General features: G+C 70.9%; 13 protein-coding genes. All 13 read right to left on the bottom strand.

Features of this window, described 5'->3' with window-relative positions:
* Nucleotides 1–18 precede the first annotated feature (18 nt).
* Nucleotides 19–2,238 carry a type II secretion system secretin GspD gene (gene gspD, locus ACW5DW_RS12545; RefSeq protein WP_457019289.1) on the bottom strand — a complete coding sequence of 740 codons (2,220 nt, stop codon included), beginning with the start codon at nucleotides 2,236–2,238 and terminating at the stop codon, nucleotides 19–21.
* A gap of 9 nt (nucleotides 2,239–2,247) precedes the next feature.
* Nucleotides 2,248–3,063 carry a hypothetical protein gene (locus ACW5DW_RS12540; protein ID WP_457019288.1) on the bottom strand — a complete coding sequence of 272 codons (816 nt, stop codon included), beginning with the start codon at nucleotides 3,061–3,063 and terminating at the stop codon, nucleotides 2,248–2,250.
* Nucleotides 3,053–3,667, bottom strand: coding sequence for a type II secretion system protein GspM (gene gspM, locus ACW5DW_RS12535; protein ID WP_457019286.1), 615 nt, complete (start codon nucleotides 3,665–3,667; stop codon nucleotides 3,053–3,055). Before gspM ends, ACW5DW_RS12540 begins: the two co-directional genes overlap by 11 nt.
* Complete coding sequence (locus ACW5DW_RS12530; protein ID WP_457019285.1) at nucleotides 3,648–4,865, bottom strand: PilN domain-containing protein; 1,218 nt, start codon at nucleotides 4,863–4,865, stop codon at nucleotides 3,648–3,650. Before ACW5DW_RS12530 ends, gspM begins: the two co-directional genes overlap by 20 nt.
* Nucleotides 4,838–5,704: a general secretion pathway protein GspK gene (locus ACW5DW_RS12525; protein ID WP_457019284.1), complete on the bottom strand. Its 867-nt coding sequence runs from the start codon at nucleotides 5,702–5,704 to the stop codon at nucleotides 4,838–4,840. The genes ACW5DW_RS12530 and ACW5DW_RS12525 overlap by 28 nt, the downstream gene beginning before the upstream one ends.
* On the bottom strand, nucleotides 5,701–6,345 hold the full coding sequence (locus tag ACW5DW_RS12520; protein WP_457019572.1) for a prepilin-type N-terminal cleavage/methylation domain-containing protein: 645 nt from the start codon (nucleotides 6,343–6,345) through the stop codon (nucleotides 5,701–5,703). The genes ACW5DW_RS12525 and ACW5DW_RS12520 overlap by 4 nt, the downstream gene beginning before the upstream one ends.
* Before the next feature lie 461 nt (nucleotides 6,346–6,806).
* Nucleotides 6,807–7,286 carry a type II secretion system protein XpsI gene (xpsI, locus tag ACW5DW_RS12515; RefSeq protein WP_457019571.1) on the bottom strand — a complete coding sequence of 160 codons (480 nt, stop codon included), beginning with the start codon at nucleotides 7,284–7,286 and terminating at the stop codon, nucleotides 6,807–6,809.
* Between the two features lie 83 nt (nucleotides 7,287–7,369).
* On the bottom strand, nucleotides 7,370–7,906 hold the full coding sequence (gene xpsH / locus ACW5DW_RS12510; protein WP_457019283.1) for a type II secretion system protein XpsH: 537 nt from the start codon (nucleotides 7,904–7,906) through the stop codon (nucleotides 7,370–7,372).
* Between the two features lie 37 nt (nucleotides 7,907–7,943).
* Nucleotides 7,944–8,360: a type II secretion system major pseudopilin GspG gene (gspG, locus tag ACW5DW_RS12505; RefSeq protein ID WP_457019570.1), complete on the bottom strand. Its 417-nt coding sequence runs from the start codon at nucleotides 8,358–8,360 to the stop codon at nucleotides 7,944–7,946.
* A 162-nt stretch (nucleotides 8,361–8,522) separates the two neighbouring features.
* Nucleotides 8,523–9,740 (bottom strand): type II secretion system protein XpsF, encoded by a 1,218-nt coding sequence (gene xpsF, locus ACW5DW_RS12500; RefSeq protein ID WP_457019282.1) that lies wholly within the window; start codon nucleotides 9,738–9,740, stop codon nucleotides 8,523–8,525.
* Between the two features lie 7 nt (nucleotides 9,741–9,747).
* Nucleotides 9,748–11,496: a type II secretion system ATPase GspE gene (gene gspE / locus ACW5DW_RS12495; protein ID WP_457019280.1), complete on the bottom strand. Its 1,749-nt coding sequence runs from the start codon at nucleotides 11,494–11,496 to the stop codon at nucleotides 9,748–9,750.
* Nucleotides 11,497–11,641: 145 nt separating this feature from the next.
* A complete protein-coding gene (locus ACW5DW_RS12490) occupies nucleotides 11,642–13,582 on the bottom strand; it encodes a S8 family serine peptidase (protein ID WP_457019279.1) in 1,941 nt (646 codons plus the stop codon).
* 180 nt (nucleotides 13,583–13,762) lie between these two features.
* A partial coding sequence (locus ACW5DW_RS12485) for a YadA family autotransporter adhesin (RefSeq protein WP_457019278.1) occupies nucleotides 13,763–16,125 on the bottom strand: 2,363 nt, incomplete at its 5' end.

Below are 16,125 nucleotides of genomic sequence, written 5' to 3'. Positions count from 1 at the left end.
GCACGCGTCCACGCGCATTCAGTCCTGCTTGGCCCGGTTCAGCGGCTCCATCGCGCGGAAGCGGCGGCTGTATTCGTCGGTCAGGGTGCGCGCCTCGTTGACATCGCGAATGATGGTCGGCGTCAGCAGGATGATCACCTCGGTCCGCGAGGTGCTGGATGTCTGCCGTCCGAACAGACCTCCCAGCACGGGAATCCGGCTGAGGCCCGGGAAGCCCGCCGAACCGCGACCGACCTGGTCGCGGATCAGGCCCGCCAGCATCACCGTATCGCCGCTGCGCACCGCCGCCTCGGTCTTCATCTTGCGCGTGTCGATGCGCACGTTGCCGTTCTCGTCGGCGGTCGCCTGGTCGCCCGGGGTGCTGACTTCCTGGACGATGTCGAGGAACACCATGCCGTCGCTGGTCACGCGCGGCCGTACATTGAGGATCGTGCCCGTCTCCAGGTACTGCACCGAGGTGAAGCTGTTGTCGCTGCCCAGGATGGGATTGACGCTGACCGTCGAGATCGGGATGCGGCTGCCGACGTTGAGCGTGGCCTCGGCGTTGTTGCGGGTCATGATGGACGGCGACTGCAGCACGCGAAGATCGGTCACTTCGTCCAGCGCGCTGATGATCGCGGCCGCATTGCGCCCGAGGAAAGTCCAGGACAGCCCGGGGCCCACGCCGCCCGTGGTCGAGCCGGCGACGTTGCCCGCAATCGCACTCCAGGTGGTGCGGCCTTCCGCCGACGGCAAGCCGGCATCGGTCACCGCCCGCTCGAAGAACCAGTTCACCCCGTAGCGCAGGTCGCCTTCCAGCACGACCTCGGCGATCTGCGCCTCGATGTGCACCTGCAGCGGCATCACGTCGAGCCGCTCGACCACTTCCCTGATCGACTTCCACGCCGTGGGCGTGGTCCGCACCAGCAGCGCATTGGTCTCGTCGAGCGCGGACACGCCGACGCGGTCGCCCTCGATCTCCAGCGTGACGCCGCTGGCGCCGCCGCGGTCCTGGCTCAGCGACAGCGAACCGCCGCCCGAGCCCGAACCCGAGCCGCCCATGCCCGAATCCATCGAGCCCATCGAATCACCGCCGCCGAACTTGGCGCCGTCGCCGCCGGTGCCGCTGCCGCTGCCGATCATGGCAGGCGTCAGCCCCGGCATCAGCGAAGGCCCGCCGCCATCGCCGCCGGAACGCCCGGAGCTGCCGCCGAACACTTCCGACAGGCGCTCGGCCAGGTCGCGCGCGCGGATGTACTTGAGCTCGTACGAGTACAGCCGCGCGCCGGCACCGGCGCTGTCGATGCGCTCCAGCCAGTCCTGGATGTCGTCGAGGTAGTCCGGCTGCGGGGTGATCACCAGCACCGCGTTGGCGCCTTCCAGCGGCATGAAGCGGAACATGCCCGCCACCGGCGACTTGCTCTGCTCGCCGAACACCTTTTCAAGATCGGCCACGACGCGCGTGGCCTTGCCGCTCTGCAGCGGAAACACGCCCACCGACATGCCCGACAGCCAGTCCACGTCGAAGATCTCGATCGTGCGCAAGTAGTTTTCCAGCTCCACGCGCGAACCGGACACGGTGATGGTGTTGCGGCCATTGTCGGCCGCAACGATGGCGTTGGGGCGCGCATAGGGTTCGAGCACCTTCTCCATCTCGGTGGCCGAGATGTAGCGCAGCGGCACCACCCGCACCTCGAAGCCGCGCGCAGCGGCAGCGCCGCCGGTGCGGGGCGCGACGGTGCCCGAGGGCAGCGCCGCATCGGCCGGCACGATCTGGTACATGCCGCCGCTGTAGACCATGCGCGCGTTGTTGTCGGCCAGCGCGCGTTCGAGCAGCACGTAGGCCTGGGCCGGGCTCACCGTGCGCGGCGTGGCCAGCGTCACCGTGCCCTGCACGCCCGGGGCGATGGTGTAGTTCTGGCCCAGCATGTCGCCGAGGATGGCCTTGACCACCGCATGCAGCGGCTCACCCTCGAAGTTGAACGAGGCCTCGCCGCTGCTGCCGCCAAGGTTGGGCGGCGCGGCTGCGGCCGCGCCCTGGTTGATGACCTGGCCGCTGCCGCGGCGGATCTGCGCGCGCGGGCCTTCGTCATCCTCTTCCAGCGGCTCGGCCTGGATGCCGGCCTGCCCGGGCGCGGCGGCCGCGGGTGGACGCTGCTGCGCCCGCGAGACCGTTGGCGAGGGCATCGAGGCACAGCCGGCCAGCAACATGGACAGGAAGGCCGCGACGGCGGATTGGCACAGGGATCGTGAGGTCATCGGCGCAGTCTATTGGTTCTCGTTGGCGGGCTGGCCCGAACGCGCCCGGTCTTCCTGGCGCAGCCGGGCGCGGCGTTCCTCGATGCGGCGGCGGATCATCTCCACCTGCTCCTGCGCCGCTTGCTGCTGGGCCGCGGCCGTTGCGGCGTCCGCAGGGGCGGCGGCGCCCATGGCGTCCTCATCGGTTTTTTGGGACGGCTGCGATCCACCGGTTGCGTGCGGGGCGGCGCCCACGTCGCCCTCGACCATCCCCGCCGACGCCGCGACGTTGGCCCCGGGCGTGGAGACCGGCGAGGACATCGGGGTCGGTGCCTGTCCGCCGCTGCCGTCGAACACCCGCAGCTCCAGGCTGCGCTCGCCCTCCGGCCCGGCGAATACGGCGCTGCGCGCCGCGACCGACTGCAGCACCCAGCCGGGCGCGGCATCGGGCGCGCCGCCCAGCTTGACCCGCACCGGCTCGCCACCGCCGGCCGGCTGCAGGATCACCATCTGCAGCGCCGGCGTACGCAGCACGCTGCTCAGCACGTAGTCGAAGTCGTTGCTCGCGCCCTCGGCCTCGCCCATCGGATCGATCGCGAACGGCTGCGGCCTGCGGTTGTCGGTGAACAGCGGACGCGCGGCGACATCGGCGTACTGCGCCATCGGACCAAGCCGTTGCGCGCCGGGCGCAGCCGGCTCCGGCAGCGCCTGGCGCAGCGAGGGATCGTCGTCGAGGCGATCGATGCTGCCGCCCATGCCGAACATCGCCAGGATCCAGACGCACAGCGCCCAGCCTGCCAGCCCGGCGTACAGCCAGGTGCGCGCACCGACGTCCTCAGCGCGCATCGGCGGCCACCGTTGCGGGCGCGGGCTGCAGGTAACCGTACAGGTCGAAGCTCGCGTCCACGCCGCCGCCGCTGCCCTGGTTGCCGCTGAACTGGTAGCGCTGGGCAAGGATGTTGAGATTGTCGACGAACAGCCGCGGCGAGCCGCTTTCCAGCGAATGCAGCACCGCGGCGAGTTCGGCATTGCCGCAGGTCAGCCGCACCTGCACGGTGGCGCGCGGGAAACGCTGCTGGCGCGAGTCGTTCATCGGCTGGCGGTTGCTGATCGCGCAGCTGCGGTTGCCGGGGCTGGCCTCGACCACGGCCTGTTCCAGCCGCTGCACCAGGGCCGAGGTCGCCAACTGCACGTTGGCCTCGGCCATGAAGCCCGGCGCGCTGCCGGCCGCGGCGCGCGCGGCTTCCAGGCGTTCGCGCACCTCGGGCGCCTGCTGCAGTCCTGTTCGCGCGCGCAGGTCTCGCTCGCGCAGGCCTTCGATGCGCGCGTTGGTCTCGAGCATGGGCACCGTCCACCACGGATGCACCAGCAGCAGATAGGCGAGCGCCAGCACGCCGGCCAGGATCGCCAGCGCCAGCCAGCGGTCGCGGCTAGTGACCTCCGGCTGCATCGCTCGTCTCCGCGGTGGACGCCGCCACGCCGGGGCTGGCATCGGCCACGGTCAGGGTGGCGGTCAGGGTGAAGCGGTCCATGCGCGTGCGCGGATCAGGCTGCAGCGCGCCGGCCAGGGTCGGCTCGGACCACAGCGGCGAACCCTGCAGCCGGGCGACCAGGGCGGAGGCCTCGCGGCTGAGGCCGATCAGCAGGATGCGGTCGCCTTCCACCGACAGCTTTTCCAGGAAGGTGTCGTCGGGCAGGCGCCTGGCGAGTTCATCCATCACCTCGACCATCGTCGGCCGGCCCGCGCGCGCGTCGCGCAGGAAGGCGCCGCCTTCGATCAGATCGAGCAGCTGGCGCTTTTCCAGCGAGGCGCTGCGCGCGCGCTCGACTTCGGCTTCGACCTGCTGCGCGAAGAAGTCCGCCGCCGCCCCACGATTGGCCAGCATCTGCCACATGCCGGCAAGCAGGGCCAGCAGCGCGACCAGCAGCAGGATCAGGTTGCGGCCGCGCGCGGGATCCTCGCGACGGCTGCGCCCGGCATCGCTGGCGAGATTGACGCCGAGCGGAATGCCGTCCGCTTCGGCCACATCGACGCCGGCGAGGGTCGAAGCCAGCGGGCCGACCCCGGCCAGCGCGGCATCGAGCGTCGCGCGCGGCACCACCACAAGTTCGGCTTCGATCTGGTCGCCGCCACGGCGGCCGAGCGGCCGCGCGTCGTAGCTCACTTCGGCCGCGGTGAAGGGCGTCTGCCGGTCGATTTCGAAACCCAGCACTTCGCGCAGCCGCTCGCCGGCCGCCGCAGGCAGGGTCAGACGCCGGCGCAGCACCGCCGTGCCCGGCAGCAGCAGCCAGCGCGGGACCCGCGCCATCGCCGGCGACAGCAGCCGCGCCAATGGATCACCCTGTTCCGACAGCTCGCGCGCAAGCGGAAGGTCGGCCAGCATGCGCACGCCGTCGCCGCGCCACAGCGACAAGCGCAATCCTTCCCCGACCGGCTCCAGCAGCAACCGCTGCGGCGAGAGTCCGAACAGGTCTCGCACGCGCGCCGGCAGCCATGCCGCCAGCGAGCGCGTCCACCACTGGCGGAAGCCGCGCAGGCGCGGGCGCAGCGAGCCGTCGACACGGCGCAGACCGCCGCGCAGGGCGGACGGCGTTGCTGTGGATTGTTCGACCACGGCCATCATCGCGGTGACGCGCCCTCCTCCCATCTCATGACCGTGAATGCGGATCCGGGCACGCCGCTGGGCCCCAGCCGGATCACGGCGCGCAGGACGGATTGCCGCCCATCCCTGAGCCGTGCATGGCTGTCGATACTATACGTGCCGCTGCCTGCGCCCACGAACGAGGCATCCCCGGGCTGCGGTGGGCGTTCACGCCCCGCCAGCACGGGTGCGACGTCGATGCCCATCGATTGCAGCACCGCCGACGTGGCGAAGCGCGCATCCGCCACCGGCAGCCCGCTGAAGATGGTCAGGTGCGGCGCCAGTTTCGCGAACAGCGCAGGCGTCATGCCCAGCACCTGCTCCACTTCGGCCACGGTTTCGAACGGCGCGTCCTTGGCGCCCCAGGCCAGGCCGGCGGCGGCGTACTGCGGATCCTCGGCGCCGCCCTGCGGCTGGGTCATGTCGTCCGCATCGCGCCAGTCCACGATCGCGGCCGCGACCGCGTCGGCCTGCTGCGGCTCGGCGCCGACTGCGCGCATCAGCGCCGACAGGCTGGCGCCCTCGGCGGCGTTGAGGTCGAGCTTGCCGGACTCGTCGACGATGCGGACCTCGATCTCGGCATCGGCAAAGCGCCAGCGGTACGGGCGGCCGTCGGGCAGCCACTGCAGGCTCGGATCGGGCACCGAGACACGCGTGGCCGCGTATTCGAGGCCCGCGCGCGCAGCCTGCGCCGCAACCAATCCGCTGCCCAGGGTGCGCCCCTGCATGTATTCGGTGCGCGCCGTCATCGCGAACGCACCGATCAGCGCCGCCAGCAGCGCGATCAGCCACAGCACCAGGATCAGCGCGGCGCCGCGGGCGGATGCGGGACAGGGCCGCCTCACGGCACCATCCCGCCTAGGCGCTGCGGCAGCATCACCACCAGCGGCGGCCAGGCGCCGCCGCTGCGGCTAGCCAGCTCCACCGACACCTGCAGCGGCAGCATGTCCACCTGCTCCCAGGTGTCGGTCCATTCGCCGAGCAGCCCGTCCTCGCCGAGGCCGCGGTAGCGGAAGCGCGCTTCGGCCAGGTCGGGCACCAGGGTTTCGGGCGGGCGCGCGTCGCCGTCCTCGATCGTGCCGCCGCTGACCGCCATCGCGAACGAGACGGCCAGCCGCGTTCCGCCTTCGCCATCGAGCACCGCGACATCGTGCAGGTGCGGCCCGCCGCGGCCGAGGTAGTTCGGCAGGTCGGCGACGAAGCGGATGCGGTCGGGTTCGCCGATGAAGCGGACCATGCGGCCGCTGTCCTCATCGATGGCGAACGCGATCGGCGCGGCCGAGGCCAGGCGTCGCCGCAGGAATCCGTCGACCGCGCGCATGCGCTCGCTGCGCGCGGCGATCAACTCGCCGCGTTCCACCGTCGCGGTCGCGGCGCGCAGGGTGGAGAAGGCCAGCGCCAGGCCGAGCGCAAGCAGGGTGGTGGCGAGCAGGATTTCGATGAGGGTAAAGCCGCGCTGCGAGCCACGGGCCCGCGCCCTGCAAATCGGGCCGTCGCCGCGCTGCGAGCCTCGGGCCGGCGGCGTGTAAATGGTGCCGTCGCCGCGCCGCGAACCACTGGCCGGCGACCGGCAAACGAGGCCGTCGCCACGGCTGACGCCAGTGAATAGCCTACCGGTACCGCCAGAAGTTGAACCAGGATGCGCATGTTCCCGACCAACGTCGATGCATCGCGACGATCGCTTCGCTCCTGCCCCCACCCCAGCCCTCCCCCGCAGGCGGGGGAGGGAGCAAAGGCCGATGCGGATGTCGCCGACGCGGGCCACTCCGTGCGTGCCGACGACCTCCCCTGCCTGCGCAATTGCCCCCTCCCCCGCCTGCGCACTTGCCCCCTCCCCCGCCTGCGCATTGGCTCCCTCCCCCGCCTGCGGGGGAGGGTTGGGGTGGGGGCCCGGCCGCAGCCGCGCCACCACCGACACCAATCCATGTCGATCAGGCACCAGCCGCCTCATCCCGACAGCCCCGACGGATCCGGCTGCACCAGCCGCAGCGTCTCCAGCTGCAGGCGCTCGCGCGGCCCGCCTTCGCCCCAGGTCACCACCAGCCGCAGCTGCAGCAGCTGCGGCGCATAAGGATCCGACTGCGGCGCAGGGGGACGGTCGCGGTCCACGTACGGCGCCACCTCCAGCACCCAGTGATAGCGTCCGCCGCCGAATTCGCCGTCGCGTCGGCCGGGGGCCAGCACCTCGCCCACGCCCACCTCGTCCAGCAGCGACTGCGCATGCAGCACCGCGCGTCCGCTGTCGGCAGCCCAGCGCACCTGCCGCGTGCCGCCGGACAGCGCGCCCAGCAGCAGGCTCAGCGCAACGCCCAGCACGGCGAAGGCGACGATGACCTCGAGCAGTGAATAGCCGCGCTGCGAAGAACGGACCCCCGCACCGCCAGTGAGGCCGTCGCCACGGCTGACGCCGACAAATGGCCCGGCCAACGCCGATTCGCTGCCCAATACCCGCCATGGCGCCCGCATCCTGTCGAGCGTGACCGAACCGTTCTCCTGCAGCGCACAGCGACTCATCGCCCCACCTCCCCGCGTCGCAGCGTTACCTCGCCCGTGAGCCAGGCCACGTCGATGTTCCAGGCTGCATCGCGCATGCGCAGCTGCACTCGTCCGCCGGTCGAGGCGCCATCGCTGAAGAACACGATCGCGCCCACGCCCTCGCCGGGCTGCACTTCGCGTGCGCCGGTGAACTGCACGTCCAGCGATTCGGGGATTTCACCGCCGTGCCCGTCCGCGCCCTGCCAGGCGCGCGCGGCGGGATCGATGGTGAATTGCTGGGTGGTACCGGTGGCGATCGCGCGCGTGCGCGTGAAGCGCAGCTGCGCGGCAAGCTCGCGTGCGCTGGAGCGCAGCTCCATGCGGTCGAAGCCACCGGTGAGGATGCCCGCGGCCAGCAGGCCGGTCGCTGCGATCAGGGCCATGACCAGCAGGATCTCCAGCAGCGTCATGCCGCGCTGGACGCGGCACGCGGGTCGTGGCGCCGGAGGCGGCGCAGGCCTGCGCAACACGGCCGCGTCCGCGCCGCCGGCGGCGGACGATGGCCATCGCATGCCCGTGCCGTTGCGCACTGCGCGCCCGTGTGCCGCGTCAGTCGTTGCGGATGTCCGCATCGACGCTGTCGCCGCCCGACTTGCGGTCGGCGCCTAGACTGACGATGTCGTAGGGCCGGCCATCGCCGGGCGCGCGGTACTCGAGCGGCGTGTTCCAGGGATCCTTGAGTTCGGATTCCCTGGCATACGGCCCCAGCCAGCCGACGGCGCCGCCAGGCTGGGTGACCAGTTGGTCGAGCGAGGCCGGCAGCGTGCCGGTATCCATCTCGAACTGGCTCACCTTGTCGGCCATCGTCTGCACCTGCGCGCGCGCGAGGTTGACGCGGGCACGATCGCCGCCGCCGAGGATGCGCGTGGCCGCGAATGCGACGATGCCACCGATCAGGACCACGACCAGGATGATCTCGATCAGGCTGAATCCGCGCTGCCGGCTACCAACAGACGCGGTTGGAATGACGCCGTCGCCACGGGTAACACCAGCGAATCGCCCGCGCAAAACTCCTTCGGAGCCCGCGCCCCCCGCACCGCCCCGCACCTGAAACCGTCGCTCGCCCATACCAACGTCCTCCTTAATCCCTCGAATTCAGTCCGCAATGATGCGCCCTGCCGCAGTCACTCACCCGATCACGCTGGTCAGGTCATACACCGGCACCAGCACCGCCAGGATCACCGCCATCACCACCAGCGCCAGCACCATCGTGATCGCCGGCACCAGTGCAGCCAGCATGCGGTCCAGCGCCTGACCGGTTTCCTGCTCGAAGGTGTCGGCTGTCTTGAGCAGCATCGCGTCGAGCGCGCCTGACTCTTCGCCCACCTGCACCATCTGCAGCGCCAGGCGCGGGAAACGCTTGCCCTTGCCCAGCGCCGTCGCCAGCCCGACGCCGTTCTTCACCTCTTCCGCCGCAGCTTCGACATCGGCGGCGAGCACGCGGTTCCCGACCACGCTACGGCCGATGCCAAGCGCCGACATCAGCGGCACGCCATTGCGCAGCAGGGTGCCGAGCGTGCGCGCCAGCCGCGCGGTTTCCAACCGCGCCATCATCGGCCCGACCAGCCGCTGTCGCAGCAGCCAGCCATCGAAGCGCGTGCGGAAGGCCACGTCGCGCAGGCGCCGGTCCAGCCACCACAGCGCCAGCGCCGGCACCGCCAGCAGCACGATCCACCAGTCGCGCACGAACAGGCCCAGCGCCAGCACGATTTTCGTGAACAGCGGCAGCGGCGCGTCCAGGCTTTCGTACATCGCCGCGAACTGGGGCACGACGTAGCCGAGCAGGAACATCATCGACAGGCCGACCATCGCCAGCAGGATCACCGGATAGATCAGCGCATTGACCACGCGCCCGCGCAGCAGTCGGCTGCGCTCGAGGTAGTCGGCCAGCCGCTGCAGCGTCTCCTCGAGGCTGCCGCCGGCCTCGCCCGCGCGCACCATGTTGATGTACAGGCGCGAGAACGTGCCGTGCTGTCGCTCCAGCGCGCCGGAGAGCGTGGTGCCGCCGCGCACGGCATCCCGGATTTCGGAAATGGTGCGCCTGGCGGCCGGCTCCTCCGGCAGTTCCAGCAGGATGGTCAGGGCGCGATCCAGCGGTTGTCCTGCACCAAGCAGGGTCGCCAGCTGCTGGGTGAACTGCACCAGGCGCTGGCCTGCGAAAGGCTTCGGCCGCAGCAGCGATCGCCAGGAAGTGCCGCCGCCTGCTTCGCTGGCCAGCCGCGCCTCCACCGGAAGATGGCCCTGCTCCTGCAGCCGCAGCACCACCTCGCTGTCGCTGGCGGCCTCCATCTGCCCGTCCAGCGTCTCGCCGCGGCTGTTGAGCGCCTTGTAGCGGTACAGGGGCATCAGGCGCTCATGCCTCTTCCGTCACCCGCAGCACTTCCTCGAGCGTGGTCACGCCGGCGAGCGCCTTGGCCAGGCCGTCCTCGTACATGGTGCGCATGCCGTGCTGGCGCGCGATCTGTTCGAGCTCGCCCATGCCGGCGTGGCGCATCACCGCGCGCCGCAGCTCATCGTTCATGACCATGAACTCGACGATCGTCGTGCGCCCCAAGTAGCCGGTCGGCGCGATCGCCGAGCCGCGCGGCCGATACAGGAAGACCTCGCCCTCCGGCTGGAAGCGGCGCAGACCGAACTTGTCGATCTCCTCGGGCGACGCAGCGTATTTTTCCGCGTGCGTGGGTTCGAGCCGCCGCACCAGGCGCTGGGCGAGGATGCCGTTGACCGTCGAGGTCAGCAGGTAATCCTCGACGCCCATGTCGAGCATGCGGGTGATGCCGCCGGCGGCGTTGTTGGTGTGCAGTGTGCTGAGCACCAGGTGGCCGGTGAGCGCGGACTGGATCGCGATGCGCGCGGTTTCCAGGTCGCGCATCTCGCCGATCATGATGATGTCGGGGTCCTGGCGCACGATGCTGCGCAGGGCGTTGGCGAAATCCAGCCCGATCTGCGGCCGCGCCTGGATCTGGTTGATGCCCTCGATCTGGTACTCGACCGGATCCTCGACGGTGATGATCTTGACGTCGGGCGTGTTGAGTTTGCTGAGCGCGGTGTACAGCGTGGTGGTCTTGCCCGAGCCGGTCGGGCCGGTGACCAGCAGGATGCCGTGCGGCTGCTCAAGCACGCGCTGGAATGCGGGAAGGAAATCCCCCGTGAAGCCGAGCCGTTCGAAGTCGAACACCACCGTCTCGCGATCGAGCAGGCGCATCACCACGCTCTCGCCGTGCGCGGTCGGGACCGTACTCACGCGCAGGTCCAGCTCCTTGCCCTGCACGCGCAGCATGATGCGGCCGTCCTGCGGCAGGCGGCGCTCGGCGATGTTGAGCTTGGCCATGATCTTGATGCGGCTGATCACGGCCGCCGTGAGGTTGCTCGGCGGGCTCTCGCCCTCCTCGAGCACGCCGTCGATGCGGTAGCGCACCTTGAGCCGGGTCTCGAACGGCTCGATGTGGATGTCCGAGGCGCGCAGTTCGACGGCGCGCTGGATGACGAGGTTGACCAGGCGGATCACCGGCGCTTCGCTGGCGAGATCGCGCAGGTGCTCGACATCATCCATGTCGGCGCCGCCTTCGCCGTCGGCGGTCTCGACGATGGCGCCCATCGCGCTGCGGCCCTGGCCGTGCCAGCGCTCGATCAGGTCGTCGATCTCCGAACGCAGCCCCACCGTCGGCTCGATCGCGCGGCTGGTGGCCAGTCGCACGGCGTCGAGCGCGTAGCGGTCGTGCGGGTCGGCCATCCACAGCACCAGGCGCCCGTCCTGTTCGCCGATCGGGCACAGGTGGAACTGTCTGAGGAAGCGTGCGCTCAGTGGCTGCGCCTCGGACAGCGTCTCTGGCGGCGCGTCGGGCAGGTCCTTGGCGCCTAGCAGGCGCAGTTGCAGCGCGCTGGCGCAGGCTTCGGCGTGGTCGCGCTCGGAGACCAGGCCCAGCCTGGACAGCAGCGACAGGATGCCGCCGCCGGTCTCTTCCTGCAGGCGGCGCGCGCGCGCAAGGTCCACTTCCTTGAGTTGCTGGCGATCGAGCAGCGCGGCGACGATGCGGTCCTCCGCGTCCTGCGCCACGGACTCGCTGACGGGAGCATCGGGGATCGCGTTCACGTTCGGCATCCGTCGGGGGCCACGACTTTAGCAGCTTGCGCCGCGGGCGCCGGCAAGGCGATGCCGCACGTGTCCAGGCTGGGGCCGGGATTCATGCGTGCATAACACAAGAGCCCCGGACCAGCCGGGGCTCCTGCGTTCAGCGATGCAGCAATCAGTTGTGGCGGGCCTGCAGGCGCACGTTGCTGTAGGCGCGCGCGGCAGTCAGCTTGATGTAGTAGGTGCCGGCTTGCGGCGCATTGATCCGCACGGTCTCGTTGTTGCCGGGCCGCGCCGAACGGAAGTCCGCGTCGGCATCGGTCGGCTCCTCCTCGAAGCTGACCAGGAGGTTGACGTCGCCGCTGCCGCCGGTGGTGGTGATGCTCAGCGGCCCGCTGGCTCCGGCGGGCAGGGTGATGCTGTAGAGCGTCTCGCTGCCGGCCGTGCCGGACAGACCGGTGACGGCCACGCGATTGACGATCGGCGTCGCGTCGGGCGCGCAGTCCAGCTCGCACGGCGGCTCGATCGCCTTGGCCACCGCGCCCGCGGCATTGAGGATGCCGGGGCCGATCGGCTGCGCGGCCGTGGGCGCGACGGTGAACGGCGTCACCGTGTCCTGCAGCACCTCGAGCACTTCGGCGGGCGTGAGCAGCGGCATGCCGGCATCCAGGCGTGCGCCCTGCACCAGCGCGACCACGCCGGCGACGTGCGGCGCGGCCTGCGAGGTGCCGGCAGAGCCACCGTAGCCGCCGTTGGAGCCGTCTGGTGCGATCTGGTCGGCCGGCAGCGGCGTCGTGTCGCTGGGATTGACCGCCTGCCAGATGAAGCCGTCGTAGATCTGCGCGCCGCCGCTGCCGTCATTGGCGTAGACGCCGCCGCCCGGCGCCGAGATCTCGATGCCGTCGCCGAAGTTTGAGTAGTACGCGCGCCGGCTGGTCACGCCATTCGAGGCCACGGTGATCACGCCGGGGCAGTTGCCGGGCGAGTAGCCCGAGGTGTTGGCGTTCTGGTTGCCGGCGGCGACCACGACCACCGCGCCCAGTGCATTGGCCTGTGCGACCGCATCGGCCTCGTACTCCGTGCAGGCCCCAGAGCCGCCGAGGCTGAGGTTGATCACGTGCGCGGGGTTCGGGTTGAGCGGCATGCCCTCGACTTCACCGCCCGCGGCCCAGACGATCGCGTCGGAGATGTCGGTGTCGTATCCGCCGCAGTGGCCGAGCACGCGGATCGGCAGCACGTTCGCGTTGTAGGCGATGCCGGTCATGCCGACCCCGTTGTCGGTGGCCTGCGCGCCAGCGGTGCTGGCCACGTGGGTGCCGTGCCAGGAGCTGTAGCGCTGCTGGCAGGTTTCCGCGCCGGGGTAGCCGATGGTCCAGTCGCCCAGGTCCCAGCCGCCGGGCACGCGGTCGTCGGTGTCGCGGCCGGAGACGAACGCATCGGTGATGAAGTCATAGCCCGCGTCGGCGAACGAGGTGTCGACGTCCGGGTGTTCGCTGATGCCGGTGTCGAGCACCGCGATGGTGATGCCGTTGCCGTCGGCCAGGTCCCAGGCCGCCGACACGTTGGCGCCGCCGCGGTTGGGCCCGCCGTCGAAGGTGGCCGAGCCGTCCGGGGCGAGCATATGCCACTGGTATTCGAGGAAGTCGGGATCATTCGGGATGTAGGCCGGCTGCACGCGCGGCAGGCGCACCGCGTCGCGGGCGATCTGGCGCAGGCGATCCGGCCGTACCGAGACCACGTTCGGATCGGCCTTGATCTGGCGCAGCAGGGCATCTGCCTCGACCCGGTCGAGGCTGCGCGAGAGCTTGACCAGCTGCTGGCCAGTCGCGAGCGTGCGCAGGTGGCTGGCGGACGCGGCCCGGCCCTTGGTCAGTGCCGAACGCGACAGCGCCCGGTTGACCGCGGCCACGCCGGCATTGCGGTCGCTCTTCTCGCGCGTGCCCTGGCGGTATTCCACGACAAAGCGGTGGAACGCCTGCTGGTCGCCGAGGCTGGCCGACAGGTTGGCCGTGTCCATCGCGAACTTCGGCTTCTTGGCGGCGATGGCACCGGTCGCGCCAATGGCGGCAATCACCGCGACGGCCAGGGTGCAGGGGAGGATGTTGCGCTTGTTCATGGATTTCCCTCTCGACGAAATGGATCAACTCGCATGGGACGACGCGGGCGGGATCACCGCACGTGCCGCAGTCACCGTCTCAAGCTGGAGCCGTCCCGCGGCTGACGGATGCGCTGCGCGCACCGCGGGAACCGTTGTTTCCGGTTGGGCGGGCGCACCGTGGCGCGCCCGCCCGCACACTCACCAGCCAAAGCCGGCACCGACGCCCACCGAGTTCTCGTCGCCGCTGAACGCGCCACCGATGGTCAGCGTCGCGCGGTCGCTGATCGCGCGCTGGTATCCCAGCGACAGCGCGCTCTCACCGCCCTGGAAACCAAGGCCGACGCCGACCCGGTTCTGGGTGCGGATGCCCGCGGCGCTGGTGGCCATGTTCAGCATCGCCGCACCCATCGCACCCTGGCGGTCGATGCGACGGTCCTGGTCGGTGAATCGCTGCTCGAGCTCGCCCTGGTAGGCCGAGAAGCTGTCGCTCCAGGTGTCGAAGCGCTGGTCGGTGTAGGCATTCGCGGTCGCGACGGCCTGGGTTGCTGTCGACTCGAGCTGGGCGACGTTCACCGCGTCGGTCGCCTGGGTACCGGCCGCGACGTTGGTGACCTGGCGTTCGTTGCCGGCGCTGCCCACCGAGACGGTGTTCGCACGGTCGGCCACCGAACCCTGGCCCAGCGCAACCGAATTCGCGGCGGTGGCAGTCGCGCCATCGCCGACGGCAGTCGATGTGGGCTGCGTTGCCACGGCCCCGTCGCCGATGGCGACCGCGTTCGCGGTGACGACGGTGCCCTGCGTCGTGCCGCCGCCGGTGCCGCCTGCATCGTCGATGCTGGACGTGCCGACGTCGCTTGCCGGATCACCGAGGCGCCGACCGGCCGAGGCAGCGGTCGACTGGCCTGCCGATGCCGACGCGCTCCCCTCCAGCACGCTCAGGCGGCCGTCGAGCACGCTGATCTGTGCATCCACCGCGCCGAAGGCGTCGCCGACGCTGAAGTAGGTGCTGCCCTGGATCATGAAGGCCGGCGCCGACAGCGTGCCGAATGCGGTGACCTCGGATCCGCCGCCGATGATCTGCGCCGTGCTGTCGAGCGCGTCATGGACCTGGCCGCCGGTCACCGCATCGGTGCTGCCCATTGCGACCCGACCCGCGGCCACGTTGGTGACCTGGCGCTCGTTGCCTTCGCTGCCGACCGAGACGGTGTTGTCCTCGTCGGCGACCGAGCCCTGGCCAAGCGCGACACTGTTGCTGGCCTGCGCCAGCGCGCCGACGCCCACCGCCGTCGCATCCAGCGCCACGGCAGCGCTGCCGGCGCCGACCGCGGTGGTGCCGGTCTGGTCGGCGACCGCGTTGAAGCCGACCGCCGTGGCGCCATCGGCCAGCGCGAAGGCACCGCTGCCCAGCGCCGAAGCGCCCTCGCCCGTTGCCGTGGCCGATTCGCCCGATGCCGTTGCGTACTCGCCTTCGACGTATGCGGCGGTGTCGCTGTCGGTGCCGCCGCTCGCGGCGAAGTAGCGCGTGTGCTCGGTCGCACCTTCCAGCTGCCCGACCGTTGCCGCATCGCTGGCCGCGATGCCGTCGCCGACGTTGACGATGCGGCGCGTCGCCGGATGCGTGCCGCCGGTGGCATTGCCCACCGACACCACGTTCGCCTCGGTCGCACGCGAACCCGCACCCAGCGCCACGCTGCTCGCGCCGTTGGCCCAGGCGCTCAGGCCCACCGCCGTGGCGTTGATGCCGGCACCGTAGACGTAGGCGTCGCGACCGATCGCCGTGCCACCCGCCACCGTCGCCCAGGCCAGTTGGCCCACCGAGGTGGCGTTGTCCGCGGTCGCCCGGGCCGAACCGCCCAGCGCAGTGCCGTTGAGACCGGTCGCGTTCGAACTGGTGCCCAGCGCCACCGATGCGTTGCCGCTGGCGGAGGCGGTATTGCCCATCGCGGTGGCGTTCAGGCCACTGGCCGAGGACGAGATGCCCACCGCCGTGGTGCGCGTGTTGCTCGCCGCAGCGGCGTAGCCCAGCGCGGTCGAGAAGTCGCCGGTCGCCTCCGAGAATCCACCCAGGCTGGACGATGCGAGGCCTGAAGCCACGCTGCTGTAACCGATCGACGTGGCCTGCAGTCCGTCGGCCGTAGCGGCCGCACCGGTGGCGGTGCTGAACGTCCCGTTGGCCTGCGCGCCGGCGCCAAATGCGCTTGCGCCGACATCCGAGGCGGTGGTGGTCTGGTCAAGCAGCACTTCGCCCGTGTCCGGGTCCTCGTAATACAGGCTGCCGCCCACTGCGGTCGCGCTGTCGGCCGTCGCGGTGGCGTTGTAGCCCGAGGCCGTCGAGTACTGGCCGTCGGCATATGCGCCGCTGCCGTAGGCCGAGGCACCCTGGCCATAGGCATTGGCCGCTTCGCCCGAGGCAGTCGCATACGCGCCTTCTGCGTACGCACCCACGTCGTCGCTCGGGTCGTCGTCGTTGCCGGTGGCCTGGAAGTAGCGGTTGCTGGCCGTGGCGCCTTCCAGCTGGTCCAGGTTCACCGCGTCGGTGCCCTCGGTGCCTGCCGCCACGT

The sequence above is a fragment of the Luteimonas sp. A482 genome, from assembly GCF_054072655.1.
This window is presented reverse-complemented; position numbering and strand designations above follow the sequence as displayed.